Annotated in this window: 23 protein-coding genes, 1 pseudogene and 1 riboswitch; of the genes and pseudogenes, 12 read left to right on the top strand and 12 right to left on the bottom strand. The window is 60.8% G+C overall.

Features of this window, described 5'->3' with window-relative positions; translation table 11 throughout:
• Positions 1 to 32: 32 nt before the first annotated feature.
• Together J3T95_RS00950 and ppgK are read right to left on the bottom strand one after the other, a co-directional pair.
• Positions 33 to 1,214 (bottom strand): pyridoxal phosphate-dependent aminotransferase, encoded by a 1,182-nt coding sequence (locus J3T95_RS00950; RefSeq protein ID WP_267450082.1) that lies wholly within the window; start codon positions 1,212 to 1,214, stop codon positions 33 to 35.
• 74 nt (positions 1,215 to 1,288) lie between these two features.
• Positions 1,289 to 2,059, bottom strand: a complete 771-nt coding sequence (ppgK, locus tag J3T95_RS00945; protein WP_220236045.1) for a polyphosphate--glucose phosphotransferase — start codon at positions 2,057 to 2,059, stop codon at positions 1,289 to 1,291.
• A 173-nt stretch (positions 2,060 to 2,232) separates the two neighbouring features.
• Between ppgK and J3T95_RS00940 the strand changes: the two genes are divergently transcribed.
• Positions 2,233 to 3,012 carry a nitroreductase family protein gene (locus J3T95_RS00940; protein ID WP_267450081.1) on the top strand — a complete coding sequence of 260 codons (780 nt, stop codon included), beginning with the start codon at positions 2,233 to 2,235 and terminating at the stop codon, positions 3,010 to 3,012.
• 51 nt (positions 3,013 to 3,063) lie between these two features.
• On the top strand, positions 3,064 to 3,834 hold the full coding sequence (locus J3T95_RS00935; protein WP_267450080.1) for a histidine phosphatase family protein: 771 nt from the start codon (positions 3,064 to 3,066) through the stop codon (positions 3,832 to 3,834).
• Between the two features lie 13 nt (positions 3,835 to 3,847).
• Here J3T95_RS00935 and J3T95_RS00930 read toward each other — a convergent pair whose 3' ends face one another.
• Positions 3,848 to 4,882: a glycosyltransferase gene (locus J3T95_RS00930; protein WP_267450079.1), complete on the bottom strand. Its 1,035-nt coding sequence runs from the start codon at positions 4,880 to 4,882 to the stop codon at positions 3,848 to 3,850.
• A gap of 253 nt (positions 4,883 to 5,135) precedes the next feature.
• Positions 5,136 to 5,270, top strand: a riboswitch (FMN riboswitch).
• Between the two features lie 5 nt (positions 5,271 to 5,275).
• Between J3T95_RS00930 and J3T95_RS00925 the strand changes: the two genes are divergently transcribed.
• Complete coding sequence (locus tag J3T95_RS00925) at positions 5,276 to 5,881, top strand: ECF transporter S component (RefSeq protein ID WP_267450078.1); 606 nt, start codon at positions 5,276 to 5,278, stop codon at positions 5,879 to 5,881.
• 33 nt (positions 5,882 to 5,914) lie between these two features.
• Positions 5,915 to 8,341 (top strand): energy-coupling factor transporter ATPase, encoded by a 2,427-nt coding sequence (locus J3T95_RS00920; RefSeq protein WP_267450077.1) that lies wholly within the window; start codon positions 5,915 to 5,917, stop codon positions 8,339 to 8,341.
• Positions 8,342 to 8,723: 382 nt separating this feature from the next.
• Here the strand turns inward: J3T95_RS00920 and J3T95_RS00915 are convergent, their stop codons facing one another.
• The 6 genes and pseudogenes from J3T95_RS00915 to J3T95_RS00890 form a co-directional block, all read right to left on the bottom strand.
• Positions 8,724 to 11,372, bottom strand: a complete 2,649-nt coding sequence (locus tag J3T95_RS00915) for an ATP-dependent Clp protease ATP-binding subunit (RefSeq protein ID WP_220236050.1) — start codon at positions 11,370 to 11,372, stop codon at positions 8,724 to 8,726.
• 132 nt (positions 11,373 to 11,504) lie between these two features.
• Positions 11,505 to 12,458, bottom strand: a pseudogene (locus J3T95_RS00910) (DUF3027 domain-containing protein); the annotation flags it as partial.
• A gap of 67 nt (positions 12,459 to 12,525) precedes the next feature.
• On the bottom strand, positions 12,526 to 12,915 hold the full coding sequence (locus J3T95_RS00905) for a cold-shock protein (RefSeq protein ID WP_015022102.1): 390 nt from the start codon (positions 12,913 to 12,915) through the stop codon (positions 12,526 to 12,528).
• Positions 12,916 to 13,001: 86 nt separating this feature from the next.
• A complete protein-coding gene (locus J3T95_RS09140; protein WP_324123896.1) occupies positions 13,002 to 14,957 on the bottom strand; it encodes a sensor histidine kinase in 1,956 nt (651 codons plus the stop codon).
• Positions 14,947 to 15,705 carry a response regulator transcription factor gene (locus tag J3T95_RS00895; RefSeq protein WP_198177501.1) on the bottom strand — a complete coding sequence of 253 codons (759 nt, stop codon included), beginning with the start codon at positions 15,703 to 15,705 and terminating at the stop codon, positions 14,947 to 14,949. The genes J3T95_RS09140 and J3T95_RS00895 overlap by 11 nt, the downstream gene beginning before the upstream one ends.
• Positions 15,706 to 15,709: 4 nt before the next feature.
• Entirely contained in the window at positions 15,710 to 16,501 is a 792-nt protein-coding gene (locus tag J3T95_RS00890) for a TPM domain-containing protein (RefSeq protein ID WP_267450075.1), read from the bottom strand.
• A gap of 69 nt (positions 16,502 to 16,570) precedes the next feature.
• Between J3T95_RS00890 and J3T95_RS00885 the strand changes: the two genes are divergently transcribed.
• The gene (locus J3T95_RS00885; RefSeq protein WP_015022106.1) at positions 16,571 to 16,864 is read left to right on the top strand and encodes a WXG100 family type VII secretion target; all 294 of its coding nucleotides are present in this window, start codon (positions 16,571 to 16,573) and stop codon (positions 16,862 to 16,864) included.
• A gap of 200 nt (positions 16,865 to 17,064) precedes the next feature.
• Here the strand turns inward: J3T95_RS00885 and groL are convergent, their stop codons facing one another.
• The 3 genes from groL to J3T95_RS00870 all read right to left on the bottom strand — a co-directional run bounded on the left by groL (position 17,065) and on the right by J3T95_RS00870 (position 20,028).
• Positions 17,065 to 18,684: a chaperonin GroEL gene (gene groL, locus J3T95_RS00880; RefSeq protein ID WP_220236054.1), complete on the bottom strand. Its 1,620-nt coding sequence runs from the start codon at positions 18,682 to 18,684 to the stop codon at positions 17,065 to 17,067.
• Positions 18,685 to 19,011: 327 nt separating this feature from the next.
• Positions 19,012 to 19,215, bottom strand: coding sequence for a cold-shock protein (locus J3T95_RS00875; protein WP_015022108.1), 204 nt, complete (start codon positions 19,213 to 19,215; stop codon positions 19,012 to 19,014).
• Between the two features lie 168 nt (positions 19,216 to 19,383).
• Entirely contained in the window at positions 19,384 to 20,028 is a 645-nt protein-coding gene (locus J3T95_RS00870; RefSeq protein WP_220236055.1) for a LytR C-terminal domain-containing protein, read from the bottom strand.
• A gap of 149 nt (positions 20,029 to 20,177) precedes the next feature.
• On the opposite strand from J3T95_RS00870, the gene J3T95_RS00865 reads away from it, so the two are divergent.
• The 7 genes from J3T95_RS00865 to J3T95_RS00835 are packed head-to-tail and all read left to right on the top strand — an operon-like array spanning position 20,178 to position 26,172.
• Positions 20,178 to 20,966 carry a uracil-DNA glycosylase gene (locus J3T95_RS00865; protein ID WP_258561457.1) on the top strand — a complete coding sequence of 263 codons (789 nt, stop codon included), beginning with the start codon at positions 20,178 to 20,180 and terminating at the stop codon, positions 20,964 to 20,966.
• A 45-nt stretch (positions 20,967 to 21,011) separates the two neighbouring features.
• The gene (locus J3T95_RS00860; RefSeq protein WP_416378721.1) at positions 21,012 to 22,067 is read left to right on the top strand and encodes an AAA family ATPase; all 1,056 of its coding nucleotides are present in this window, start codon (positions 21,012 to 21,014) and stop codon (positions 22,065 to 22,067) included.
• Entirely contained in the window at positions 22,064 to 22,996 is a 933-nt protein-coding gene (locus J3T95_RS00855) for a DUF58 domain-containing protein (protein ID WP_267450073.1), read from the top strand. Before J3T95_RS00860 ends, J3T95_RS00855 begins: the two co-directional genes overlap by 4 nt.
• Positions 22,993 to 23,526, top strand: coding sequence for a hypothetical protein (locus J3T95_RS00850; RefSeq protein WP_220236058.1), 534 nt, complete (start codon positions 22,993 to 22,995; stop codon positions 23,524 to 23,526). The genes J3T95_RS00855 and J3T95_RS00850 overlap by 4 nt, the downstream gene beginning before the upstream one ends.
• On the top strand, positions 23,523 to 24,599 hold the full coding sequence (locus J3T95_RS00845; RefSeq protein ID WP_220236059.1) for a vWA domain-containing protein: 1,077 nt from the start codon (positions 23,523 to 23,525) through the stop codon (positions 24,597 to 24,599). Before J3T95_RS00850 ends, J3T95_RS00845 begins: the two co-directional genes overlap by 4 nt.
• A complete protein-coding gene (locus J3T95_RS00840; RefSeq protein ID WP_416378720.1) occupies positions 24,596 to 25,624 on the top strand; it encodes a vWA domain-containing protein in 1,029 nt (342 codons plus the stop codon). The genes J3T95_RS00845 and J3T95_RS00840 overlap by 4 nt, the downstream gene beginning before the upstream one ends.
• On the top strand, positions 25,621 to 26,172 hold the full coding sequence (locus J3T95_RS00835) for a DUF6466 family protein (RefSeq protein WP_267450072.1): 552 nt from the start codon (positions 25,621 to 25,623) through the stop codon (positions 26,170 to 26,172). Before J3T95_RS00840 ends, J3T95_RS00835 begins: the two co-directional genes overlap by 4 nt.
• Positions 26,173 to 26,297: the final 125 nt, after the last annotated feature.

The following is a 26,297-nucleotide window of genomic DNA, read 5'->3' as shown; positions in this document are numbered from 1 at the left end:
TCGGAGCAAACCAGCCAGCAAACGGGCCACAGTCACAGTATTTTTTCAATCGCTGACACGACTGAGTCAGCATTCCGCTGGAATTCCGAGACTTCAGGCAGGAGCGACAGGGCCAGATACCCATTCCCTGGCATGTCGAAAAAGTATCCAGGCTGGCCAGTCAGCCCGTAGGACCCGATCAAGCGAAGGATCAGCTCCTCCTCGTCGATGACCTGAGGGAAGCGAAGAAGAACGTTCCAGCCAGCCTCAGGCCTGAGCAGAGAGAGGCAGGACTCCTTTAGAACCAGTGTCTGTCTCAGGATTTCGAGGTTGCCCCTGACACGTTCACCCACTCGGCTGGTCTGGCCAGAAATATCCGAGAGCATGGCCTCCATATCCCTGGTGATCAGAAGACTCATGGGCAGGTAATCATCCGCAATCAGATCAAGATGGCGCTTGGCCTCGGCAACCTGGTCGGCCGGCCCGGAAACCTGGATCCAGCCCACCTTGGCATGGGGAGCTGCCAGGCTCTTCGAGAATCCGTCCAAGGCGAAGGTCAGCACCCGATCCTCACCAGCCAGCCGGGCACGACCCGGCAAGGGGTCCAGAGGGTAATCGAAGAAGACCTCATCCGCTATGATGGCCACCCCCTGCCGCTGGCAGAGTTCCAGCAGCGACCGGCGTTCTTCCGGATGAATGTAGGAACCCGTGGGATTGTTGGGGTTGATAAGGACCAAAGCGCGGATACAATCGCTCTCAGGTCCTTCCAGAGCCTGTCTGACCGTGGCCAGGTCAAGGACCCATGATCCGTCGTAGGCCAGGCGGTATGGAATTGTCCGGACACATTCCAGACCGGCGATGGATTCGATCAGGGGATATCCAGGCCTGGGCTCCAGAATGGCATCACCCGGATCGCAGAGAAGCTTCATCAGCCAGGAATAAGCCTGGGATGTCGAGGAGAGCAGGTAGAGGTCATCAGGATCGACCGCCGCACCGTCCACGCTCTGATTCGCTTCCTGACGCCTGGTCAGAAACTCAGCCAGGGCCTGGCGGGCCACACGAGGTCCTCTCGGTTCGGCCTCATAGACTTGGGGCAGGAACGACGGGGCCAGTCCGAAGCGGGTGGGGTTGGAATCATTCAGCCTGCCCAGCTTGAGCCCTTGGGAGCGTGCTCCTGACTCGGCCAGAGCAATGCGATTGGGGCGGTCAGACCCTGTACGGTGAGAAAAATGCACGATTCTTCAGCTCCTCATGCGATCCAGCAGTGGCCGGAACGCCCCAAACAGGTTGGTCGCAGAAAAGCCCTGCTTCACCCCAGACGCTTTTGCCGAAGGTCAGCCAGATAGGCGGCGCCGACAATGCCAGCCTGATTGCGCAGCTTGGCAGCCACGATGGGAGTCTTGATGTCAATGTGAGGCAGGAACTTCTCGCTCATCCGACTGACACCGCCGCCGACGACGAAGAAATCGGGATTGAAGTAGTGCTCAAGCAGTCGGTAGTATTTGGTCAGACGGTTGGCCCACTTCTTATAGCTCAGCTTCTTGCGGTCGCGCACCGAAGAGGCCGCGTACTTCTCTGCGTCCTTGCCGTCCAGCGTCAGGTGGCCCAACTCGCTGTTGGGGATCAGAACACCGTTGTAGATCAGAGCCGTGCCGATGCCGGTACCCAGCGTAGTGGCGATGACCAGACCCCTCTGTCCCTTGGCCGCCCCGTACTGTACCTCGGCAAGGCCGGCCGCATCTGCGTCGTTGACAACGCTGACGGGCCTGCCGCAGGCCTTGGAAAGGACCTCCTGAACATTGGTTCCCACCCAGGCTTGATCCAGGTTGGCCATGAAATCAAGCGGCTTGTCAGGCTTAACAGGTGCCGGAAAAGCGATGCCCACAGGTACGTCCGAGGAAACTTCGAAGCGGTCCAGGAGCTCTTTGACCACGACTCCTACAGCCTCCGGCGTCGAGTGCTCCGGGGTCAGAATTTTCTTGCGCGGCTCTGCAAAATCGCCGATCGTCAGGTCAACAGGGGCAGCCTTGATGCCGGATCCACCAATATCCACTCCAAAAGCCTGCGCTGTTTCAATCATTGCTGCTCCTTAGCTGATCAAAGATGAGGGTCCGAACCGGCACGGTAGCGATTGTACCCCAAGCCATGTCTCTGCAACCCTCGGCAGCGGCACAAGCCGGACCAAGCGCAGACCATTCCGCCGGCCTTGTGCAACTACATGCAGTGAAAAGAATTGGGTGGAATAATGAGGTTATGACCGAACATACACAGCTTATTGACGCAGTCAACGTGCGAATCACCACCAGAGAATACGATCCCAAGCCCATCGATCCCGAACTAGCCAGGCAGCTGGGCAGCACTCTGAACGCTCTGAACATGCTGAGCGGCCTGGACATGCAGCTGGTTCTGGGCAAACCCGACGCCTTCGCGGCCGACAACGCTTCCGGCCACCTGGCCAATGTGGCCAACTACCTTGCCCTAGTCGGACCCAAAGATGATCAGAAGAGCCTGGAAAAAGCCGGCTTTTATGGCGAGCGCATAGTTCTTGCCGCCACCTTATACGGACTGGGGACAGGATGGGTGTCGGGCAGCTGGGACCGCCAGGCGGCCGAGCGCCACTGCCGGATCACCCCCGGCCAGTCGCTCTATCTAGTGGTCACCATCGGCTATCCGGCCGACCAGGTCGGCTACGGCAACCAGGACTTCGACAAGCTTTGCCGACGTCAGAGCGAGCATCGAACCTCCAAGAGCTACGAGGAGCTGACTTCATCCATGAGCGCGCAGGATCGCCAAGATGCTCCGGAATGGTTCAAGGCCGGCGTGGCTGCCGCCGCCAAGGCTCCTTCAGCCATGAATGGGCAGCCAGTGCTATTCGCTTGGGACAAGGGCTCAGGCGATGCGATCGCCACATTGGACCCCTCGGTCGCCTATGGTTCCGCCGTTGATCTGGGCATAGCCAAAATGAACTTTCAGATCGGAGCCGGAGGCGGCACATGGACCTGGGGCGACAAAGGCCGCTTTATCAGGTCCTGACCATGGCTGTACCCCGTGATCAGGCAAGGGGGCCGTGTAGGGTGATGACCTATGGACAATGGAGCATCATCACAGTCAGCCACTGAACCGAGCACTGAAGCAGGTTCGACCACCCTTTACCTGACCCGACACGGCAGAACAACGGCCAATGTCATGCACCTGATGCAGGGCTGGTCCGATTTCCCCCTGACCAGGCAAGGCCGCGAGGATGTGCGCCAGTTCGGTCGGGGTCTGCGGCCCATTCGTTTCCGGGCAGCCTGGAGCGGCAATCTGAGCAGACAATATGAAACGGCCCGTCTGGCCCTCGACATATCCGGCAATGGGGACCTGCGCGTGGGCGTTGACCCTGACCTGCGCGAGGATAATTTCGGCAGTTTCGAGGGTCGGGACGAGCGTACCACTCTGGACCAGGTCTGCGCCGCCATGGGTTTCAAGGACTTCGCTACGGCCAAGGCGGCCTACGGCAGGAACATCTCCGTCCATATGCAGGACACCTTCCACCGGCTGGATGCCCAGGACGTCCTGTCTGCAGGACTGGAGGAACAGGATCGAGCTGAGGCCACGGCCCAGGTCCGCAGCAGAATGATCGCGGTGCTGACGCGCATCGCCCAGTCCGCAATCGAAGAGGGCGGCGGACCTGTCCTGGTGGTCTCCTCGGGCATGTGCCTGCAACAGTTCCTGGTGGCCATCGACGACCACTGCCCCATTCCCGGCATGGACAACACGGCAGTCACCAAGGTGATTTATGGGCATGACGGATTCCGCCTGGCGGGCCCGGTCGGCTCCATGGAGTACTTCCAGGCAGGAAGTCAAGAAAAGTAGCAGTCAGAGCTATTCAGTCGCGTTGTATTTCCCCGGTTGGTTGGCTCTTGAGGGATTCCATGGGCCTCCAGTCGGGATCATGCAGTATCTGGCGCGAATCCATCCATCCCTTCAGGATGGCAGGAATACCGGTCATGATGTGGCTGCGATCAACAGCCAGAAGGCGGATGATTTCCTTGAAAGCTGTAGCCAGCGTCCCTAGAGCAAAGGGCAGAGGCCGATAATCTCCATGAACCATGAAATACCTAGCCATGAAACCCCTGTTCCGCATGATGTGGTAACGGTTCATATCCGACGTGGAATTAAGCTGGCGCACTCCGGCGATGTTCCAATTGGCGATGTTGCGAGTCCGACGCATGACCACGTCGGAAACCACCACCGGCTGCGTGACCTTGGAAGCCAGGTATCCGTAAATAGTGTCATCCCAGTAGATGAAGAATCGCGGATCAGGCAGACCAATTTGCTCTACAACCTGCCGGGAGAAGAATCCGCCTTCAAAACACATGGTGTTCATAGGCCGACATCCTGATGGTCCAAAATCCCCTGGGGCGATCGGATCCGGAATGCCCAAGGCAGTCAGAAAATGATACTGCCAATAGAAGGGGCCGCCGTCGTAATCCAAGCGGGAACCCTGCACAACCTGATAACGATCGGTCCATTTAGCCAGCAGGTCGAGTCCTTCAGGTTCCACGGCAACGTCATCATCCATGACCCAAAACCATTTGGCGCCAAGCTCGTACGCCTTCCTTACACCGGCGGAGAAGCCTCCCGCGCCGCCGCCATTGTGGTCCTGCGGCAGATAAACTACACGATCCTGATTGCCGGAGCCGTCGATGATGGTCCTGCCCCAACGTCCTGTCACACGTTCAGAGAACTGCTCAACCATGGTTCGCGTTTCTGCCGAATTCTCGTTATCCACCACCACAATCCGCCATGGGGCCTGGGTGAGTTGGATAATTGAGTCGAACAGGCCTGCCAGTAATTCCTGACGCTTATAAGTTACGACGACCATGGCCGCCTTATTCAAGGTCTTTCCCATGCTCCTCATTCTGACACTGCCCCGCAACTTTGTATCTGGGTCATTATCGCCTTGTTCCTTTTCCCACAAGCTGCAGATGGTCGCCCATCCTTATCATGCTCCAGCGACCTCGCAGCATCGTGAACTATCGACAGCTTCATATTCGTTGTGCAGGCTGCAATAGCTGCATGGACTGCGGTTTTATTTCTTTCTTGGCTTGTCTGGAAATGCACCAGCGGCGAGAGGGAATTGACCATTCCAAAGAGCACAGCTATATTGAAATCATCAGTTTCAGGGAAGGTGAAAGTCCTTACTGGCGGTATCCGGCTGAATACCGGGAGCCCGCGACCCGTGCAAGCGGTGGATATCGGTCGAAGTCCGAAGCCAACGGTTACAGTCCGGATGGAAGAAACGAGGCCCTCTATGAGCATGCCCAATTCTCATACACACACCGTTGCAAACAAGGACACGCGGTTCAATGATATCCACTCCACAGGAGCGGGCGGTTCAGGACGCTGGTCTACCAAGCGGATCGCAGTCTACGCGCTCTTCGTAGCCCTGGCCATGGTTCTGAGCTTCTTCTCCTTCCCGATCTTTCCTGCGGCCCCCTGGCTCAAATACGACCCCTCGGGCATCGTCGTCCTGGTGTGTGGCTTCGCCTTCGGACCAGCGGCTGCCGCCATCATCTCCATCCTGGGATTCGTTCCTCACCTGTTCACCAACCCCTTCGGCGCTCTGATCTCGATGATCGTGGCCCTGGCCCTGAGCGTGCCGGCAGCCTTGATCTACCGCAGGTTGCACAGCCGTAAGGGAGCGGTCATCGGGATCGTCTCCGGCGCTATTCTGGGTGTGATCGCAGCCATCCTGTGCAACGTGGTAATCACACCCTTCTACGCACACATGTCCATGGCCAAGGTGGTCGCCATGATCGTGCCGATCCTCCTGCCCTTCAACCTGATGAAGTTCGCCATCCACGGCGTGGTCACCTTCCTGCTCTACAAGCCCATCTCCACACTGATCAACAAGTAGACCACGGCGGTTCGGAACGTCATGGCGGCATCCATGGACCAATCCCCAGTCCCGGATTCAGCGGATTCGAAGGCGACCGTCGCCCGGCTCAGCCAGGTCTCTTTCTCCTATGACGGAGGCCGGACCTGGGCCTTGGACCACCTGTCCATGGAAGTGCGTGCAGGCGAACATCTGTGCATCCTGGGAGCAAATGGTTCCGGCAAATCCACACTGGGAAGCATCCTCTCGGGTGCGACGGCACCTGACCACGGCCAGGTCGAGCTTATGGGCCGATCCGTCTGCTCCGATACGCCGGGTCAGGGCCGACAGATCGATACTGAGGCCTACCGACAGGCACGGCGGAGCATCGGCATGGTCTTTCAGAACCCCGAAGACCAGATCGTAACCACCGTTGCCCAGGACGATGTGGCTTTTGGACCCGAAAATCTGGGCATGCCCCGCCAAAAGATGCTTTCCTGCGTCCCAGCGGCCCTGAAGCAGGTAGATCTGCAGACGCGGATGAATGATAATCCCATCCGCATGTCTGGCGGGCAGCAGCAACGACTGGCCCTGGCCGGCAGCCTGGCCATGAATCCAGGCATGATGGTGCTGGACGAACCTGGCGCCATGCTCGACGCGGCCGGTCGACAGGAGATCCAATCAATTCTGCGTCGGCTGACGGCCCAGGGCACAGCTGTCGTCCACATCACCCACCTGCTCGAGCAGGCCAGGCATGCTGATCGGGTCCTCGTGCTTGACCATGGGCACATCCTGGCTTCAGGAAACCCGGTCCGGATCCTGGAAGGACAAAACCTGCCTGTCCTTGCCCGCGAAGATGCCCAGCAGGCAGGCAGCGAACCGGATCGGAATACATCAAGCCAGAGCGCGACGATACATGCGGATACGAAATCTATGGTCGGCGATCAGGCTGATACTATGGTCAAACTCTCGGGCGTCTCCTACAGCTTTCCCGATGCCGACGACCAAGCGCTCAGCCATGTGAGTCTGGAGTTGGCGGCAGGACAGACCCTGGCCATCATCGGGCGCAACGGATCCGGCAAGTCCACACTGGCCAGGCTCATCTGCGCCCTGGCCACTCCCGACAGCGGGTCCATCCAGGTGGCCGGCCTGCCCCTGGCCGGACCCGACCGGCCCAAGGCCAGGCATCTGCGGCGCCAGAATCTGAAGCTGCTGCGCCAACGAGTCGGCTATGTCATGCAATACCCCGAACATCAGCTTTTTGCGGATTCTGTTGCCCAGGACATCGCCTATGGTCCACACAACCTGGGCTACGGGCCCGAACAGGTGCAGCATCGGGTGGATGAAGCCATGAAGCTCCTGGGCATCAGTGATCTGGCCGACCGCTCCCCCTTCGACCTCTCGGGGGGCCAGCGGCGCCTGGTGGCCATCGCCGGAGTCGTGGCCTGCAGCCCGCAACTGCTGGTTTTGGACGAGGCCACTGCCAGTCTCGACCCCCAGGCCTGCGCACGCATCATGACACTGCTTCGAGTGCTCCATCGGCGCGGTGTCACCATCGTCATGAGCACGCACGCCGATCGTGAGACCCTGGGCCTGGCCGACCAGACCCTGCTCCTGGAGCATGGAGAAACACTGGCCTATGGGCCTGCTGCTGAAGTCGTGAAGCGCTATCATCAACTGCTGGCAACAGAAGCAGCGGAGAAGGAAACCAATCGCACTCAGACCGACCAGAAACCCCTGTCCTTGCTGGCAAGACTTGACCCGCGAGCCAAGCTGTCAACCTTCCTCCTAGCCATGTTCACCGCCTTCGCTATCTCCACGCCAAGGCAGCTTGTTCTGGCGCTGGTGGTCACTGTGGGTCTCTTTGCCGCCGCCCGGGCCCCACTGCGTTCCATCATGAACTCGGTCAAAGGCTTTCTGGCCCTCATGCTTCTGCTGGCTCTGTTCAATCTTTTGGTCACGCAAACCGGCCGGAAATTGGCTGCCTGGGGCCCATTCGTGCTGACCACTGGCGGCATCTGGGTGGCCGTACTCTATGCCTGCCGCTTTATGCTGATTATCTTTCTGGGAGCGCTCCTAGTGGAGACCACCACGCCGACGCAGATGACCGATGCCTGTGAATCCCTGCTGAGCCCACTGTCAAAGCTGGGCATACACACCAATGAGATTGCTCTGGTCCTTTCATTGGCCCTGCGTTTCATCCCCACCTTGGGACGTGAAGTTCAGGCCATCGTTGAGGCCCAGGCCGCCCGCGGCGGATCCATCGAGTCCGGCTCGCTCTCTCAACGCCTGCATGCAGCCATAGCCATCACAGTCCCCGTCTTCGCCGGAGCCCTGCGCCACGCTGATAACCTGAGCCGGGCATTGGACGCCCGGTGCTATGAGGGCAGCCGTCAAGAACGCACCCACTACCGATTGCTGCGACTGGGCAGGATGGACATCCTGTTCATCGCTCTTATGTCCCTCTACCTTCTGGCCCTGCTGCTGCATCCCCTGTTCTGAGAGTCAGGGCCGCGTCAAGCACTTAGTCCATGCCTGGCTTAAGTGCTCCATCCCGCAACCATCTGAGTCCTCGACTACTTAAGCAAACGAGCCGTTGTGAATGGAAGGCTGACCTGGGAACGCTGGGGTCAGTCGCTGTCAACTTCATCGCTGCCTCGAAGCTGATATAAGAAAACGATCGAGCCCTTCGACGGACTCGTAAGGCAAGGCGAATGCGGAGCTCACTCTGCCAACAGACACTATATATTTCAAGCGATGCTTCAAGAACGATATTGCAGAGATCAGCACCGATCCTCGGCAGCATCAAATAAGTGGGGCTGGAGCACTATCCAAGTGCTCCAGCCCCACTTCAGTCAGCCGCGTCAGGCATTAACCATGTATCTCAGTCACCAGCAGGCGAACTCTGGCCAGACTGCTCAGGACCCTGGCCATCCTGGCTCTGGCCGTCAGCCTCGCCTACTGGCGGAACATCAGCCTCGGAAGAACCGACCGAAGCTCCAACTAGTTCGGGCTTCTGGTCCTGTCCATCAGCGGAGCTGGCCGCATGCCTGGGTCCCTCAAAGGGCTTGCCGGTGAAGGTGAACTCGCCCAGGATGCCCTCGCCTTCGGCGTCAACCTGAACGGACTCATTGTCTGTAAGCTCACCCATGAGGATCTTCTCGGAGACGGCATCCTCAATGTCCCGCTGGATGACGCGGCGCAGAGGCCGGGCACCCAGAAGCGGATCGAAGCCCTTTTCGGCCAACAGGTCCTTGGCCTTGTCGGTCAGGTCCAGGGACATGTGACGCTCGAAGAGACGATCGTTGAGCTGGGTGATGTCCAGATCAACGATCTGACGAACCTGGGGTTCAGTCAGCTGCTGGAAGACGATGATGTCATCCAGGCGGTTCAGGAACTCGGGCCTGAACTGCTGCTTGAGCTCGCTGGTCACCTGGTCCTTCATCCGCTGATAGGAGGTCTCGGTGTTGCCGCTCACGTTGAAGCCGGTGTTGGCCGCCTTGGCGATGTCGCGGGTTCCCAGGTTGGTGGTCAGGATAATGATGGTGTTCTTGAAGTCCACCATACGACCCTGTCCATCAGTCAGATGACCGTCGTCCAGCACCTGCAGAAGGGTGTTGAAGATGTCCGGATGAGCCTTTTCGATCTCATCGAAAAGGACCACGGAGAACGGCTTGCGCCTGACCTTCTCAGTCAGCTCACCGCCCTCTTCGTATCCCACGTACCCTGGAGGTGCGCCGAAGAGACGAGAAGTGGAGTACTTCTCCGAGAACTCGGACATATCCACCCGGATCAGGGCATCCTCATCATCAAAGAGGAACTGGGCCAGTGCCTTGGCCAGCTCGGTCTTGCCCACGCCGGTGGGGCCAGCGAAGATGAAGGAACCTGCGGGACGCTTGGGATCCTTGAGACCCACTCGGGTGCGACGGATGGAGCGGGACAGGGCGGAGACAGCCTCATCCTGGCCGATAATCCGCTTGTGCAGCTCCTTCTCCATACCCAGGAGCTTCTTGGACTCGGCCTGAGTCAGCTTGAAGACCGGGATGCCGGTGGTCGAGGAGACCACCTCGGCGATTACATCCTCGTCGACAACCATCTTGACGTCGGACTCGCCCTCGTGCCAGGCCTGCTCCTTCTCCTTGCGCTCGGCCTCCAGCTTCTCCTGGCTGTCGCGCAGCTGAGCGGCCTTCTCGAAGTCTTGGTCCTTGATGGCCTGGTCCTTCTGAGCGGAGATACGATCCACCTTGGCGTCCAGCTCCTTGAGCTCCGGCGGTGCAGTCAGCCGCTTGATGCGCAGACGAGCGCCGGCCTCATCGATCAGGTCGATAGCCTTGTCAGGTAGGTTCCTGTCCTGAATATAGCGCGCAGAGAGCTCGGCCGCCGACTGCAGAGCCTTGTCAGTGATAGTGACGTGGTGATGATGCTCATAGCGGCCGCGCAGGCCCTTGAGGATCTCGATGGTCTGGGCGATAGTGGGCTCAGAAACCTGGATCGGCTGGAAACGCCGCTCCAGGGCTGCATCCTTTTCGATGTACTTGCGATACTCGTCGGTAGTGGTTGCTCCGATGGTCTGCAGTTCGCCGCGGGCCAGCAGAGGCTTGAGCATGTCAGAGGCTCCCAGAGCACCGTCAGCCGAACCTGCGCCGACGATGGTATGGATCTCATCAATGAAGAGAATGATGTCGCCACGGGTCTTGATCTCCTTGAGCACCTTCTTCAGGCGCTCCTCGAAGTCGCCCCGGTAGCGTGAACCGGCCACCATGGAGCCCAGATCCAGCGAGTAGACCTGCTTGCCCTTGAGGGTCTCGGGCACATCGCCTTCGTGGATCTTCTGCGCCAGACCCTCGACCACGGCGGTCTTACCTACACCGGGCTCTCCAATCAGCACAGGGTTGTTCTTGGTCCTCCTGGACAGAACGACCATGACCCGCTCAATCTCATTGGCTCGGCCGATGACCGGGTCCAGCTTGCCTTCAGCGGCTTCCTGGGTCAGGTTCCTGCCGAACTGGTCCAGGATGGCTGAACCGGTCTGTCCGCTCTTGTTGGAAACGCCACCGGCGTTGGCCAGATCGCCCTTGCCGGCATCGCCCCCCTCGTGGCTGCCGCGAATCATGTCAATAGTGGCGGTCCGCAGATCGCCCAGGTCCACGCCCATCTTGATCAGCACCTGGGTGCCGACACCTTCACCCTCGCGGATGAGTCCTAGCAGAATGTGCTCAGTGCCAATGTAAGAGTGTCCCAGCTGAAGCGCCTCACGCAACGACAGCTCCAGGACCTGACGGGCGTGCGGCGTAAATGGGATGTGCCCATTGGGAACCGCATTGCCCTTACCGATCATCTCCTCTACCTGTTTGCGGGTGGCATCCAGTTCCACGCCCTTGGAGGCCAGGGCCTTGGCGGCGACACCGTCACCTTCCCTGATCAGGCCCAGGAGGAGGTGCTCGGTGCCGATGTAATTGTGCTGCAGAGTGCGGGCCTCTTCCTGCGCCAGCACAATCACCCGCCGCGCACGGTCGGTAAACCGTTCGAACATACTTGTCCTTCCCTTTGATCCGTAATTCACTCTACAGATTTACGGTGACGTTTATTCTCGGCCCACCGGGGATTGCGCTCTGAACGCAACGAGGCCTTGGAATCAGTCCTCTGAGCCGTCTTCCGACTGCATCTGCTCCATGAGCTCCACCTCAGGGCGCTCCTCGCGAGGCTTCTGCCTGACCACATCAATATGAAGATCGTCATAGGCCGGCTGGGACTGGACCCAGAGATGGGACTCCTCCTGGGGCTCGATCTCGGAATGCTCCCCGCAGCCATGATCCAGGGAGACCACACGCCCATCGTCCGGGCTCCAGCGATTGGCACAGACGCCGAACATGGACCCCAGATCACCTGCCAGGGGAATCATGAAGCCGCAGGTCTCGCAGGCCTTGCCCTTGGCCGTTCGGGTCGACAGGGACTTGGGACCGTGCTGCCCCTCGTACCAGCGCTTGGCAGTGGCGGACCTGGCTTCGACGGTCATCAAGTGCCGACGAGTCAGAGCGAAGCGGTCGACGGCCTCGTCCAGGTCGTCGGAAGATGTCTGCGCACCGAAGGAAACCTGACCATCCGGTTCCTGCTCGCGAACGTCTTTTTCGTCACCTGAGCGGTCTGCCAGGCGGAAGACCGCACCGTCAGCATCAACCGGGGCGGATGCTTTCTGACCCTCTTCATTGTCCTCTGGGGTCTGCTGCACTTCAGAATTCTGAGGCTTAGCCTGCGCAGGCTTGTAGCCGGCCGTCAGTCTGGGGTCGTCGGGGTCGGTTCCCATGGCATCGGTCACGCTCAGATCCGAGGGCAGCAGGCGATCCTTCCAGGGAACCCAAGCCGGGGGCTGCAGGGCCGCATCGGTGGGCACCAGAGACGATTCATCCACAGTCCACGTACCGGCATCCTCATCACGGTAAAGGGTGACCGACCACTGCCAGCCCTCGTAGCCCTTGATAGCCGAGGCGAACCGGTAGTCCCAGACTCCATCCCCGATCAGGGTGCGGTCGACCAGCCCACCAACCTCATCGCTGTCGGCAGCCACGCTTAGAGCTACCCGCCTGGCCAGTTCCTCAGGATCCAGGTCCTCTTGAACCATCTATCACACCTTCATCATCAGTGGGACCGGATCAACCGATCCTCGTCGGATTCTTCTCGCCGTCCACTCAGTCCGGCACGTCAAAGTCATCGGCCACAGCCCTCAGGAGGGTAGCCAGCTTGGCGGATTCGGCCCGACCTGGATAGTGGTGCCGACGCAGGCCATTGCCAGCCGAATCCAGCAGCTTGATCAGATCCTCCACGATGGCAGCCATATCGTCCGGATCAGGTCGCTTGGCACGCAGAATGGAGGGGGTCGGCCCCACCAGCTTCAGATCCAGGGCCTGGGGGCCCTTGCGTCCCTCAGCCACCGAGAACTCCACCCGGGATCCTTTGCGTATGGTGGATACCCCAGCAGGCAGGGCTGACGATGGCAGGAAGACATCCCCACCCTGTTCATCCGTGATGAACCCGAACCCCCGCTTGGCGTCATACCACCGTACTCTCCCGCTGGGCATGCTCTGCCACTTCCTTACGTTGCTTCTTGAACAGGTATATACGAAATCAGTCTACCTGACCTGGACAGTCAGGACGACCCATCTTGTCATAGGCGTACGGGACGGTTGGCGGCAGGATTAGCCTGATCCTCAACGCCCCCCTGATCCCGCCTGACGCCCTGGGGTATGACGATGGTGAAGGTCAAGCCGCCCCCCGGGGTCTGCGAGGCGCAGATGAACCCCTGATGGGCCTTGACAATGGATTGCACAATGGCCAGACCCAACCCCGTGCCGCCCTTCTCCCGAGCCCTGGATGGGTCGGCAGTATAGAAGCGCTCGAAGAGCCTGGACCTGGATTCCTCCGGGACGCCCGGCCCGTGGTCGACCACGCGAATGACGGCATAGTCGGTGCCCACATGGCTGTTCTCTGCCACCTGGATCGCCTCAGTCAGTCGTCCCAGAGAGGATTCAGCGGCCTCCAACCTTGTCAGATCCGCTGGAGCGATGGTCGCCTTGACCAGGCCCAATCCCACTCGAACCGGCGAATCAGATGGGGTGTAGCGGTGGATATTGCCCACGATATTGGTAATCACCTGACGCAGACGACTAGGATCGCCAGTCACCTGCACCGGGGGCAAGGGGCCCTCCTGAATGTCCAGGCTGACAGATGGACCCAGGTGCCCGCCCACGGTGATTTTCTCCTTGCTGCGCCCTTTGAGGCCTGGCAGACCCTTGTTGGCTGCGACCGGGGCCTCCTGGGGGGCTGGCTGATCCTCGGTATGCAGGCATACCTTTCCTGTAGCCATTTGCCTGCCGGGGTCCAGTGCATGCAGGTCGTCCACCCCGTCTCGCACCAGTCCAGTCAAATCGACCGCCAGGGTCGGGTCGATTCCCCTGCCCTCATCCAGGCGGGCAAGCGAAAGCAGATCCGTGACCAGGACCGTCATCCTGGTGGAAGAGTCCTCGATGTGCTGAATGGACTTGTCAGCCCGCTCCAAAGCCCCTGGACAGTCGCGCTGCATCCTGTAAAGCTCTGCGTAGCCGTGGATGGCGGCCAGTGGGGTGCGCAGCTCATGGCTGGCATCTGAAACGAACTGTTTCATCTTCTCAGTGGTCTGGCGCTGCTCGTCGAAGGAATGCTCGATTCGCGTCAGCATGGCATTCAGGGATGCTGCCAGGGAACCCACCTCGGTATTCTCCGGGAAGCTGGGAATGCGTTGGGAAAGGTCGCCAGCCGCTATTTTTGCAGCAGTCTTCTCGATGCGTTTGAGGGGAACCAGGGTGGACTGGATCAGCAGGACCGAGATGACGCCGCCCAGAAGGACCACCACGACGGAGATGATCATGCAGAAAGCCGTCAGATCATGCACAGCTTCGTCCTGGTCACTCATGGACAGGCCGATGAAGAGCACGCCGCTGATTTCAGAATCGTCCAGTTCGTTATGCAGCTTCCACTGCATGGCCACCACCCGCCAAGGGGCCCGCGCTCGCTTCATGGTGTCCCGGTCGGGCGAGGCCTGCTGAGGGACGCGCACATAGGCCGGCACCGTGGTCGGCTGGCCCATGGGTATCGAGCCCATGCCGCCGTCGGCTGGCAGCCGTGGGCGGGAGATGACCCCGTTGACCTGCATGGGATTCAGATCGTCCGAAATGATGTGCAGATCGTTGTCTCGTATCTGCAGGAAGTAATCGGTTGGGCCCAGGCCGTTCTTGCTCAGATCCTCCTGGCGGAGAAGGGTGGCGTTGCGAATGCCCAGGTTGGCCTGGCGGATCAATTGCGAGTCTGTGCGTTTCATCAGATAGTCGTCGGCCATCTGGCAGATGGCTACAGAAACGCCCACCGTGCCCACGATGAGCAGGATGAGCATGCTGGCCACAAGTTTGGTGCTTAGGGGGATGGCAGCCAGAGGCGACCTAGGCATGGAGCGACCCCTCGGTTTGCTGGAGCCGGATGCCTTGCCGGAGCCCGAACCCATGAAGACCTTGGACCTGTCAGCCGCCCTCGGGTCGGGAGCGGCCGATGGTTCTGCCTTGAGGGTCGGATCCTGGGGACTAGTCGCCATCGCCGCCATCCGATGCATTCTGCCTGGGTGCCCGAATCATGTAGCCGATGCCCCGCTTGGTCTCGATCAGCGGGGTGACCTTGCGCTCACCACCGTGTCCGTCACTGACGGTGATGCCATCCACCTTCTTGCGCAGGTAGGAGATGTAGGATTCAACAATGGCCGCATCGCCGCCCCAGTCGTACTGCCAGACATGGTCCAGGATCTGGGCCTTGCTGAGCACACGACCCTCGTTGTCCATCAGGTAGCGCAGCAGCTTGTATTCGGTCGGACTCAGGTCGATGGGTCGGCCGGCCCTGGTGACGTCGTGGGAATCCTCGTTGATCTCCAGATCGCCCACGCGAATGATCGGATCGTCCTCCTGGTGCTCGCGGGTCCTGCGCAGTATGGCCTTGATCCTGGCCACAACCTCCTCCAGGCTAAAAGGCTTGGTCACGTAATCGTCGCCGCCCACAGTCAGCCCCATGACCTTGTCCTGAGTGTCATCCCTGGCGGTCAGGAAGAGCACCGGCGCATCGATTCCCTCCTGACGGATGCGTGAGGTGACCGTGAACCCATCGATGTCAGGCAGCATGACATCCAGGACAATCAGATCTGGCTGGATGCGCTCAATGACCTGAATGGCCTCGGAGCCGGATGCTGCGGTCTCGACAGCAAATCCCGCGAAGTGCAGGGATGCCACCAGCAGATCCCTGATGGACGGTTCGTCGTCAACCACGACCAGTTGTGCTTGCGTCGGTTTGCTCATGGCTTCAGCTTGCCGCCTCATTCTGGGTATTGTCTGAAAGTTCCCTGACCGTCTTTGCCGGTTTTGGCCCTTTCTTCGCTGAGCCGGACTTGCGATGATGAGCCCCAGTTCGGCTGCTGCGACGCCACCAGATCGCCACGGCCACGACCAGAATGACCAGGACCACAGCCGTCACCGAAAGAGCGACGATCATGATTCGGTGATGCCGTTGGTTTTGCTTCAGGGTCTCTACCTGAGTCATCATAGCCTTGGCCGAGCCTACCCAGTCAGGATTCCGGCCCTTGGTGACCGGCTCCAGAGCAGCCTGCGAGAGCTGATCCACACTGGATTGATCCCTGAGCCAGGCCTGCGAGTTGCTGGAGACCGCCACGACCAATTTGCCGTCCTGAGAGGCCACGGCCAGCATAACGGTGTCGTGGGCGGGCTTCATCGATTCGAGCACTCGGGATGCCCATGTCTCCGGCTTAACGCCCGCATAGAAATGCGGCAGGTAGAGCAGTCGGACCGATACTCCAGTTTGCTGTGCAGTCTCCTCGATTGCATCCTTGACGGAGCCTACATCAGAACCCAGCAGATTCTGCGGATCGGTGATCGTGTCGGTCATGGTCCCGGCCCCTGTCTGAGGTTCATCGGCAAAAGCCCTGGTCGGTCCAAGGATTCCGACCGTCAAAACCATCAAGAGCAGGAGGGCCAGAACCCGCTTCACGGCCGGAAGACTGAACGGACCCGCCTTGTGGAGGGGAGCTCGTTCGACCACATGGGTCTGCGCGCGGGGCGACTGCATGAACACTGTCATAGTGTCCACAGTAGCGGTTGACGGCGTCGGACTCCCCCACCATCACCGCCATTCACGGAAAGGACAACCATGACACGGTTCCAAGTTGATTCGGATCAGATACAGACAGCCTCCGGCGCAGTCAGCGGCTCGATAGGGGCCATCAGAGATGCCGTGGCGGGAATGTACACCAATCTGGACAATCTCCAAAGCGTCTGGCAGGGCTCGGCAGCCAGCCAATTCGCCACGGTGGCCCAGCAGTGGCGCGCCTCGCAGGCCCAGATGGAGCAGGCGCTTGAAGGAATCCAGGCAGCCCTGACCCAGGCCTCGGCGCTCTACGCGGACACTGAGGCCCAGGCCACCCGCCTCTTCGCCGGAGCCTGAATGCCTGGCTGAGATACATGCAGGCAGCTCGATGCTGTTCGACCAAGGCATATTCATTGCTTACCGAGTCCAGAGCCGACGATCATATGGAAAGGCCGAATATAACAGAGACAGGGGCCTGCGCACCATTATCCGGTGCGCAGGCCCCTGTCTCTGGCGATCACCCGGTTCAGCCAAAAGTCCGGCCGAACCTCAAGGGATCAGTAGCCCATATCACCCTGAGGCTGAGCGGCAGCAGGTGCCGGAGGCTCAGGCTTGTTGGCCACGACAGCCTCGGTGGTCAGGAAGAGCCCAGCGATGGAGGCAGCGTTCTGCAGGGCAGAACGGGTGACCTTGACGGGATCGGCCACGCCGGCCTCCAGCAGGTCCTGGTACTCGTTGTTGGCTGCGTTGAAGCCCTGGCCTGTAGGCAGTGAACGAACCTTGTTGATGACCACGTCACCGGAGACGCCACTGTTCTCGGCAATCTGCTTGATGGGGGCCTCAATGGCGCGGAAGACAATGGAGGCGCCGGTGGATTCGTCGCCGTCCAGCTTGACATCCTTCTCGGCCTTGGCAGCAGCCTGAACCAGGGCCACGCCACCTCCAGGCAGCAGACCCTCTTCGATGGCGGCCTTAGCGTTACGGACAGCATCCTCGATGCGGTGCTTGCGCTCCTTTGCCTCGACCTCGGTGGCTGCGCCGACCTTGATGACGGCCACGCCGCCGGCCAGCTTGGCCAGCCGCTCCTGCAGCTTCTCACGGTCGTAGTCAGAATCGGTGTTCTCAATCTCGGTACGAATCTGGCCCACGCGGGCGGATACCTCGTCCTTGGAACCGCCACCGGAGACGATGGTGGTCTCATCCTTGGAGACGATGACCTTCTTGGCAGTGCCCAGCACGCTCATGTCGATGGAGTCCAGCTTGAGGCCGAGCTCATCGGAGACAACCTGTGCGCCGGTCAGAATGGCCATATCCTGCAGCATGGCCTTGCGGCGATCGCCGAAACCGGGAGCCTTGACGGCGCAGGAGTTGAAGGTGCCGCGGATCTTGTTGAGGATCAGAGTGGGCAGCGCCTCGCCGTCCACATCCTCGGCCACGATCAGCAGGGGCTTGCCGGTCTTCATGACCAGCTCGGCGATGTGGACCACGTCCTGCTGGCTGGAGACCTTGCCCGAGGTCAGCAGAATGTAAGGATCATCCAGAACAGCGGTCTGGTCATCATTGTTGGTGACGAAGTAGGGAGCGATGTAGCCCTTGTCGAAACGCATGCCTTCGGTGAACTCCAGGTCCAGTCCAAAGCGGTTGTTGTCCTCGACGGTGACCACGCCGTCCTGGCCGACCTTGTCCAGAGCCTCGGCGATCTCATTGCCGATCTCGGGGTCGCCTGCAGAGATGGTGGCGGTGGCGGCAATCTGGTCCTTGGTCTCGACTTCCTTGGACTGAGCCACGAGCTCCTTGACGATGGCGTCGGCAGCCTTCTCGATGCCGCGGCGCAGGGCGATGGGGTTGGACCCGGCAGCCACGTTCTTCAGACCCTCATGCACCAGGGCCTGGGCCAGCACGGTGGCGGTGGTGGTGCCGTCTCCGGCGACGTCATCAGTCTTCTTAGCGACTTCCTTGACCAGCTCGGCGCCGATGCGTTCGTAAGGATCCTCCAGATCGATCTCCTTGGCGATGGAGACGCCATCATTGGTGATGGTCGGCGCGCCATAGGACTTGTCCAGCACGACATTGCGACCCTTGGGGCCCAGCGTGACCTTAACTGTGTCGGCCAGCTTGTCCAAGCCGGCAAGCATGCCCTGACGAGCTTCCTCGTCATACTCGATAATTTTTGCCATTGTTGCTTCCTCCGTCATGGCTTGAGGTTTCATGACCCACCGTCAGCGTGGAACGGAACCCGACCGTCAGCTGTCGCGTTATCACTCCCACACCTCGAGTGCTAATTCAGCAGATTAGCACTCGATGGGGCCGAGTGCCAACCCACGGGGAAAATACGCTGCAGGCTGTACGTCATATTTGCCCTGGCATATCGGTTGCGCCGACAGATAATCCACACCCTGCACGGTCCTGGCTCAGTATCTGGGTATAGGCGACGTGCCAAAAAAGCCATAAAAAAGGACCCCGGAATGACCGGGGTCCACCATGACGAATACAGAAGACGACAATCAGAGTTTGGTGACCTTGGTTGCCTGCAGACCCTTGGGGCCCTGCTCCACCTGATATTCGACCTTATCTCCCTCATCAAGGGTCTTAAAGCCATCGGACTGAATGGCCGAGTAGTGCACGAACACGTCCTCGCCGCCATCGTCGGGATTGATGAATCCGTAACCCTTGCCAGCGCTGAAGAATTTCACAGTGCCTTGTGCCATAACTAACTTCCTTAACATAGGTGCCGCGTCACAACAGATACGAGACTGACCGCATCTGCCTGGTCGGCAAGGTCAGTTTAGGCCTACTTATGGGGCAATTGCAAAACGCCGAGCCGAAATTCGCGATGTTTTGCCGTCATATTGCTTCCGCTGCCCGGTTGCCGAACCTCACTGCATGAGGATGGCTTCCACCGGAGTGGAGGCCACAGAGGACTGCTCCACCTGGGTGATGCCCATCAGCCTGGCAACCTCCTGAGCGGTGGCCTTGTCGGCCTCGTCACGGTAGCGGACCATGCTTACGCCAGGCAGGGAACCCTGGGGGTTGGACGCTGTGACCGCAGTATAACCGGCATTGACCAAAACTTGGCGCTTCTTGCCGGCATAGCCGGTGACCCTGGTTCCATTGATGACGGTGACCCGCGTGCCCCGGTTGACCACAGGAGCCGGGCTGCTGCTGGAAGCGCTTGCTGAAGGCGACTGGGAGGAAGGCTCGGAAGTTTGTTCCTGTGAGGCTTGATCGGTAGCGGTAGTGTTGCTTGAAGCCGAAGAGGAGGCTGAACGCTTCGGCAGATGGCTGCTGATGACCCTGGAGGCTTCAGTGTGCGTCTGCTGCCAGGGCAGGGAGCCGCTGACCGCAGCCCATACACCTAGACCGCACAGCACTGCCAAGACAACTACCAGCAGGTAGGGCAGAGCCCTGACCGACAGGGAACGAGGCCCGCGATGCACGCCGACCGGCCCCTTGGGAGGGTTGTCGAACGCATCATGAACCTGAGGGCGCGCCTGCGTCCCATTGTCGCGCGTGCTAGCCATGAACTCTCCTCTGCTCCACAGGATCCTGAACCATTATAAGTAATGCGTCACCGGGTCAACAATCAACTGACCATTCGACGTCCTCCGCCAACCTGGAATAACCAAGGCAGTCCTGACCAGCCCATATTGCCAAGCGATATAGTGACCTTATGAACAGCAGCCAGCCAATTGCCACAACCTCCCCTGAGCCGACGAACCGAACCGGTACCAACCCTCCGACCATAGCAGGAGGCCAGGGCCGAACCCAGCGCAAACCTTTGAGCGCTCTGGTGGACCCCGGCTGGGCCCGTGCTCTGGCACCCGTCGAGCCCAACATTCACCGAATGGGCGACTTCCTCAGATCCGAGCTGGCCCAGGGTCACCGCTATCTGCCTGCCAGCAAGAACATTCTGCGCGCCTTCACCATCCCCTTCGACTCCATCAAGGTCCTGATCGTGGGCCAGGATCCCTATCCGACTCCCGGCCATCCGGTGGGCCTGAGCTTCTGCGTGGACCCTGCAGTCAGCCCCATCCCCGGCTCCCTGCGCAATATCTACGCCGAGCTGAGCACCGACCTGGGCCTTCCCACGCCCTCCAACGGTGATCTGACACCTTGGACCAGGCGAGGGGTCATGCTGCTCAACCGCTGCCTGACTGTGCGGGTAGGCAAGCCGGCCAGCCACCGGAACAAGGGCTGGGAGGAGATAACCGACGCCGCCATACGAGCTCTGAACGACAGACGCGACCAGGAGGGCAAGGTTCGGCCCCTGGTGGCTATTCTTTGGGGAAGACAGGCGCAGAGCCTCGAGCCCCTGTTGACCAACGCTGCCATCATCAAATCCCCGCATCCCAGCCCCTTGTCGGCCCGGTACGGCTTCTTCGGCTCCCGTCCATTCTCCAAGGCCAACCAAGCGCTGGAGGCCATGGGCGCCGAGCCGGTGGACTGGTCGCTGACCTGAGCCCTGCTGGCTGAATCGTCAGGAAATGCCGTTACCATGTCTGCTATGGCATTATTCCCACCTCGACCCAGTCAGTCCCCATCTGTTCAACCCAGTCAGGATCGGCAGGTTCCTCCAATCAGCCAGGACGACCTGCAACGTTGCCGTCAGTTGGCCGACCGGATCCGGACCCGCTTTTCAAGGACTCTGGTAGGCCAGGAGAAACTGCGCGAGGCCCTGATCCTGACGCTGGTGGCCTCGGGACACATCCTGATCGAATCTGTGCCCGGCCTGGCCAAGACCACTGCCGCCCAGACCCTGGCCACCTCGGTCTCCGGCAGCTTCAAGCGGATCCAGTGCACGCCCGATCTGATGCCCTCGGATCTGGTAGGCACCCAGGTCTACGACTTCTCCACACAGCGCTTTTCAACACAGCTGGGCCCCATCCACGCCAACTTCGTCCTCCTGGACGAGATCAACCGCTCCAACGCCAAGACGCAGTCAGCCATGCTGGAGGCCATGGCCGAGGGTGCCACCACAATCGGCGGCGAGCGCATAGCCCTGCCCCGGCCCTTCATGGTGATCGCCACCCAGAACCCCATTGAGGAGGAGGGCACATACAACCTGCCCGAGGCCCAGATGGACCGGTTCATGCTCAAGGCCGTCATGACCTATCCTGATGCCGACCAGGAGACACGAATGCTGCAGATGCTGACCAGCCGCGGCACCGACATGCCCGGCAAGGACGATCAGGATGCGCTGACCATCCCCGATGTGGACTTCCTGAGGCAGAAGGCCCGGCAGGTTCACGTGGCGCAGCCCATCATGCGATATGCGGTCGATCTGGCAGCCACCAGCAGGGGGGCTGGATCGCGACCCATCCAAGGGCTGGCAGAGCAGGTCAGGCTGGGAGCCAGTCCGCGCGCCTCCATCGCCCTGGTGCGCATCGGCCAGGCCAGAGCCCTGCTGACAGGCAGGGATTACGTCATTCCCGAGGATTTGAAGGCCTGGGCCCATTCGGTGCTCCGCCATCGGATCCTGCTGACCTTCGAGGCCCAGGCCGACGGCGTCAGCAGCGACGACATCATTGACCAGATCGTCGATACGGTGCCGGTGCCATGAGCCGTCGACGCTCGGATCAGGACCCAGTCCGCAGGCGGATCGAGTCCTTGGACACCAGCCTGCGGCTTCCCACGGTGCGCAGGGCCCTGGGTCTGCTGGAGGGCGAGCACTCCTCTGGCCGTCGCGGCGGCGGGGACGAGCGAGCCGACCTACGCGCCTACGAGTTCGGCGACGAAACCCGCATGATCGACTGGCACGCCAGCGCTCGGATGGGCCGCCCCATGGTGGTGGAGCGCGAGCGGCTGGCCACCAGCAGGGTCTGGCTGCTGCTGGATGTCGGCCGCGAGATGTCGGGAACATGCCCTGACGGAGAGCAGGCCATCCAGGTGGCGGCCAACGCCCTGTGCATGTTCGCCTCCCTCTGCCTGCGCCGCAGCGATGAAGTGGATCTGGTCCTGGTCGATTCTTCCGCCATCCGCCGCATACCCTGCCAGGGCAGCTTCGCCCGATTCGAGCAGACCCTGGACCAGGCTCTGGAGTCACCGCTGGATCAGCCGCGCAACCTTGAAGCCCTGCTGGGCTACGCCGCCGGCATCCGGGACCGGCAGGCCATGCTGGTCATCGCCACCGACCAGTCGGCATTGAACGTTGACCTGATGCCGACCATCCGACGGTTGGCCGCCACCCACCCCTTGAACCTCATCGGAGTGGAGACCATGAATCCCCTGCGCCAGAAGCCGGCTATGGGCTCGGTAACTGATGCGCCCAGCGGACGGAAGGTCCCGGCCTTCCTGCGCACTGTGAACGGAACGCGGGCTGTGGACCTGCACAGACGCTACCAGATCGAGGTCTTCAGCCGGGAACTGTCCAGAGTCGGAGCCTCGCTGATCCGGGCCGACTCCAGCACAGCCATGTTCAACAGGTTCATCCACCTGCTTTCAGCCGGACGACCAGGCATCCCCATGCGACGGACGGTGATGGCGGCATGAGTGCTGTCGTCCTGATTCGCCTTGCATTCGGCCATAGTCGGATCAAGGTCATGCCCGCCATGACCCAGCCCACCTGGCTGCTGGCCCTGACGACGACCGCCATCATACTGACCCTGGCCCTGGCTGCTGCGGCCCTTCTCCTGCCCAAGTTCCGCCGTCAGCAGGAAGAGCGCCCAGCCCAAGCGGGCTCCGACTCCCGCGAAGTATGGCTTCAGCAAATCGATCGGGTGGTGGCCCAGCACGACAACGGCCATCTGGACCGCGACCAGGCCATGACGGCACTGGCCGCCATCGCTCGTGGATTTGCCTCTCGCTCCTGGAACAGCGACATGAAGTCCAAGACTTTGGCCGAAATCCAGGCCCAGCCCCGTACGCCGAATACACGGAAGGGCCTGGACCTGCTTCGACAGACCATAGACGCCCTCTACCCGCCTGAATTCGCCCTTCCCCGGGACAGCGCGGGAACCGACGCCACAGTGGCTCAGGCAGCCGACTGGGTACGGGATTTGATTGGACGGTGGCCGCGATGAGCATAGGCAATCTGTCCTGGAGGTGGCCCTGGCTGCCGGTTCTGGCGCTGGTTCTGGCCCTGGCATTCGGCCTGCTGGCCTACCGTAAGACCCGTCATGGCAAGTCGGATCATGAACCGGCAGCCCTGGTCTGGACCTTGAACAGCGACTTGGACACCGAGGAGGGCCATGAGGCCCTGCGACGCTGGCGGCGATTGAACCGTTGCGCCGCAATCCTGCTCTCTCTGGCTCTGCTGTTGGCTCTGAGCCTGGCCGCAAGGCCTGCCCGTGTCGATCGGACATTGGAGCAGGGGCATAACCGCGATATTGTCCTATGTCTGGATGTATCCGGTTCTACCCTGCCATACGATCGGCAGGTAATCGCCTCCTACCTTGACTTGGTCCGCAACTTCCGGGGCGAGCGCATGGCCCTGAGCATCTTTAACTCCACCTCGCGTACCGTCTTCCCCCTGACCGACGACTACGACATGATCACCGCAGAACTGAGCAAGGCGCGGCGGATCCTGGACGGGGTGCAGTCCCAGGACCGCATCGATGCCATGAGCGGACGGCAGTACCAGGACATCAGCGACTGGCTGGAGGGCACGCAGAACCGCCGGGACACCACTTCACTCATCGGCGACGGGCTGGTGGGCTGCGCTGCGCTCCTTCCGCAATTCGCTCCCAAGGACCAGAGCGGACGTGCGATGGTCGGCCAACGGTCCAGCTCACTAGTCCTGGCCACCGATAACGTGGTCTCCGGCAAACCCACGTACACCTTGGAGGAGGCGCTTAAGCTCACTTCGGCCGCAGGCATCGCAGTGGACGGGCTCTATTCGGGACCGGACCAGGGCACCGAGGATGAGAGCACCCGGCAGATGCATCGGCTGATCGAAGCCCATGGCGGTATCTTCCTGCGACGTCAGGATGGGAATTCCATCAATGCACTGGTCCGCCGGATAGAGCATCGCCACGGAGCCGACCCCCACCAGCAGGAGCAGTCCAGCCTGGTGGATGCACCCGGCTGGTGGACCCTGGCCCTGGCTCTAGCGCTGTCGGGATATCTGCTCCTGGCCTGGAGGCTGAAGCGATGAACATAATCAAGCCCCTGACCTTTGAGCCTGCCCTGGGCTGGGTTGTCGGCGGCCTTCTGGCCGGTCTGCTGCTGCTCCTGGCCCTTGCGCTGGTCATCCATGGACTGCGCAAGGACCAGGATACGGATGCCGATCACTGGGCCCTGACACGACGCACTGCCATGGTCCTGCTCCTGGCCCTCATGGTCCTGACCCCCAGCACGGTTAGCAAGACCACCAACAAAGCGGTCAACGCCACTGATGTCTTCATTGCGGTTGACGTGACCGGATCCATGGCGGTCAAGGATGCCGGATATGGCGATCAGGAAGGAATGAGCCGGCTGGAAGTGGCTCGGGCGGCCGTCCACGACCTGACTCGCATCTATCCCGATGCCTCCTTCTCGGCCTTGAGCTTCGGCGCCTCGACCAGCGTCGATCTGCCCCTGACACCCGACGTGCGGGCTGTGGATAGCTGGGCCAGGGGGCTGGCTGCAGAGCCCACATCCCGATCCTCCGGCTCCAGCCTGGATGCTCCGCTGGATCGCCTGAGCCTGGTTTTGAAGCAGACCAGGGATCGGCATCCCGATGACCGAATTCTGCTCTACCTGATCAGCGACGGCGAACAGACCGGACCTGATGAACGGCGATCCTTCAGCGTTCTCAGGGAGGGATTGGACGATGCCTTTGTGCTGGGAACCGGCTCAGCCAAGGGCGGCATGGTGCCTGTGAGCTCCGATGCAGGCGGAAGCGATGCCGACGGCTGGGTGACGGACCCCAAGACCGGGCAGCCAGGCATCTCCGCCATGGACCCGAAAACCCTCAAGGCCATGGCGGACGAGATGAGCGGCCACTACCAGGCCCTGGCCAAGGGAGCCACGGTACGCGAAGGGGCTGCTGCTGCGGCTTCCAAGCGCTACCGGGTGACCAAGGTCGACCAGGTCCGCCAGCATGTCACCCCGCTGGTCTGGCCGCTGGCTCTGGTGGAGCTGGTCCTGATCCTGATTGAAACGGGGCTCTGGATCCGCACTTCGAGGAGGCTGCTATGAGAAGGAAGTTCCAGCAGGGAGCAAGAAGCGGACGTCGCTTGCGAGTGCGTTTGATCTTGGCTGGCTTAGCCTTGGTTGCAGCCTTGGCAGGAGTTTGGGGCCTGATCAACGTCAGGGCCATCGCCATCTACAACGAGGGCACGCACACGTTGAGCGCCAACGTCCGACAGGCTCAAAACCCCCAGGCCGATCCGGCATCCATCAAGGCTTTGCAGGACCAGGCCGAGCATCTCTTCGCCCAGGTCGAACGGCCGGGGCCTCTGATTCTGCCACAGACCAGGCAGGCTGCCCAGGCCAACCGCGCCGCCAACGCTGCGCTGACCAGCCGCACGGAGCGTCTGTTCAAGAAGCAGAAGGCCGATAAGGCCCGGGACGGGCAGAACGGATCAGGCAAGGGCTCCTCCTCAGGGCTGACCAAGCGGCAGGAGGCCGAGGTGGAGGATCTGCTCAAACGCAGCCAACAGCAGAGCGAACCGTCCACCTCACCCACGCCAACGGGCAAGGCGAGCGACAACAAGGGTCAGGGGCGGAACGTCAAACCCTGGTGACCAGCCACACAGCCTTTCGTATGAGTCATCCAAACGAATTGTTTTCCAGCAGATCAATTCCCGCGCAGACGAGCGTCTCCCGGCTATCAGACCGGCAGAATTAGCGGCAGATCAGTCCACAGCAG

Source organism: Bifidobacterium sp. B4079, from assembly GCF_026537385.1.
Classification (GTDB): domain Bacteria; phylum Actinomycetota; class Actinomycetes; order Actinomycetales; family Bifidobacteriaceae; genus Bombiscardovia; species Bombiscardovia asteroides_I.
The sequence above is the reverse complement of the archived record's forward strand: the minus strand, read 5'-3'. Positions and strand labels throughout refer to the sequence as shown.

Excerpts from the sequence above, each read along its gene's own strand:
- ppgK (WP_220236045.1), bottom strand. The coding sequence starts at position 2,059 with ATGATTGAAACAGCGCAGGCTTTTGGAGTGGATATTGGTGGATCCGGC.
- J3T95_RS00940 (WP_267450081.1), top strand. The coding sequence starts at position 2,233 with ATGACCGAACATACACAGCTTATTGACGCAGTCAACGTGCGAATCACC.
- J3T95_RS00935 (WP_267450080.1), top strand. The coding sequence starts at position 3,064 with ATGGACAATGGAGCATCATCACAGTCAGCCACTGAACCGAGCACTGAA.
- J3T95_RS00930 (WP_267450079.1), bottom strand. The coding sequence starts at position 4,882 with ATGAGGAGCATGGGAAAGACCTTGAATAAGGCGGCCATGGTCGTCGTA.
- J3T95_RS00925 (WP_267450078.1), top strand. The coding sequence starts at position 5,276 with ATGAGCATGCCCAATTCTCATACACACACCGTTGCAAACAAGGACACG.
- J3T95_RS00920 (WP_267450077.1), top strand. The coding sequence starts at position 5,915 with ATGGACCAATCCCCAGTCCCGGATTCAGCGGATTCGAAGGCGACCGTC.
- J3T95_RS00915 (WP_220236050.1), bottom strand. The coding sequence starts at position 11,372 with ATGTTCGAACGGTTTACCGACCGTGCGCGGCGGGTGATTGTGCTGGCG.
- J3T95_RS00905 (WP_015022102.1), bottom strand. The coding sequence starts at position 12,915 with ATGCCCAGCGGGAGAGTACGGTGGTATGACGCCAAGCGGGGGTTCGGG.
- J3T95_RS09140 (WP_324123896.1), bottom strand. The coding sequence starts at position 14,957 with ATGGCGACTAGTCCCCAGGATCCGACCCTCAAGGCAGAACCATCGGCC.
- J3T95_RS00895 (WP_198177501.1), bottom strand. The coding sequence starts at position 15,705 with ATGAGCAAACCGACGCAAGCACAACTGGTCGTGGTTGACGACGAACCG.
- J3T95_RS00890 (WP_267450075.1), bottom strand. The coding sequence starts at position 16,501 with ATGACAGTGTTCATGCAGTCGCCCCGCGCGCAGACCCATGTGGTCGAA.
- J3T95_RS00885 (WP_015022106.1), top strand. The coding sequence starts at position 16,571 with ATGACACGGTTCCAAGTTGATTCGGATCAGATACAGACAGCCTCCGGC.
- groL (WP_220236054.1), bottom strand. The coding sequence starts at position 18,684 with ATGGCAAAAATTATCGAGTATGACGAGGAAGCTCGTCAGGGCATGCTT.
- J3T95_RS00875 (WP_015022108.1), bottom strand. The coding sequence starts at position 19,215 with ATGGCACAAGGCACTGTGAAATTCTTCAGCGCTGGCAAGGGTTACGGA.
- J3T95_RS00870 (WP_220236055.1), bottom strand. The coding sequence starts at position 20,028 with ATGGCTAGCACGCGCGACAATGGGACGCAGGCGCGCCCTCAGGTTCAT.
- J3T95_RS00865 (WP_258561457.1), top strand. The coding sequence starts at position 20,178 with ATGAACAGCAGCCAGCCAATTGCCACAACCTCCCCTGAGCCGACGAAC.
- J3T95_RS00860 (WP_416378721.1), top strand. The coding sequence starts at position 21,012 with ATGGCATTATTCCCACCTCGACCCAGTCAGTCCCCATCTGTTCAACCC.
- J3T95_RS00855 (WP_267450073.1), top strand. The coding sequence starts at position 22,064 with ATGAGCCGTCGACGCTCGGATCAGGACCCAGTCCGCAGGCGGATCGAG.
- J3T95_RS00850 (WP_220236058.1), top strand. The coding sequence starts at position 22,993 with ATGAGTGCTGTCGTCCTGATTCGCCTTGCATTCGGCCATAGTCGGATC.
- J3T95_RS00845 (WP_220236059.1), top strand. The coding sequence starts at position 23,523 with ATGAGCATAGGCAATCTGTCCTGGAGGTGGCCCTGGCTGCCGGTTCTG.
- J3T95_RS00840 (WP_416378720.1), top strand. The coding sequence starts at position 24,596 with ATGAACATAATCAAGCCCCTGACCTTTGAGCCTGCCCTGGGCTGGGTT.
- J3T95_RS00835 (WP_267450072.1), top strand. The coding sequence starts at position 25,621 with ATGAGAAGGAAGTTCCAGCAGGGAGCAAGAAGCGGACGTCGCTTGCGA.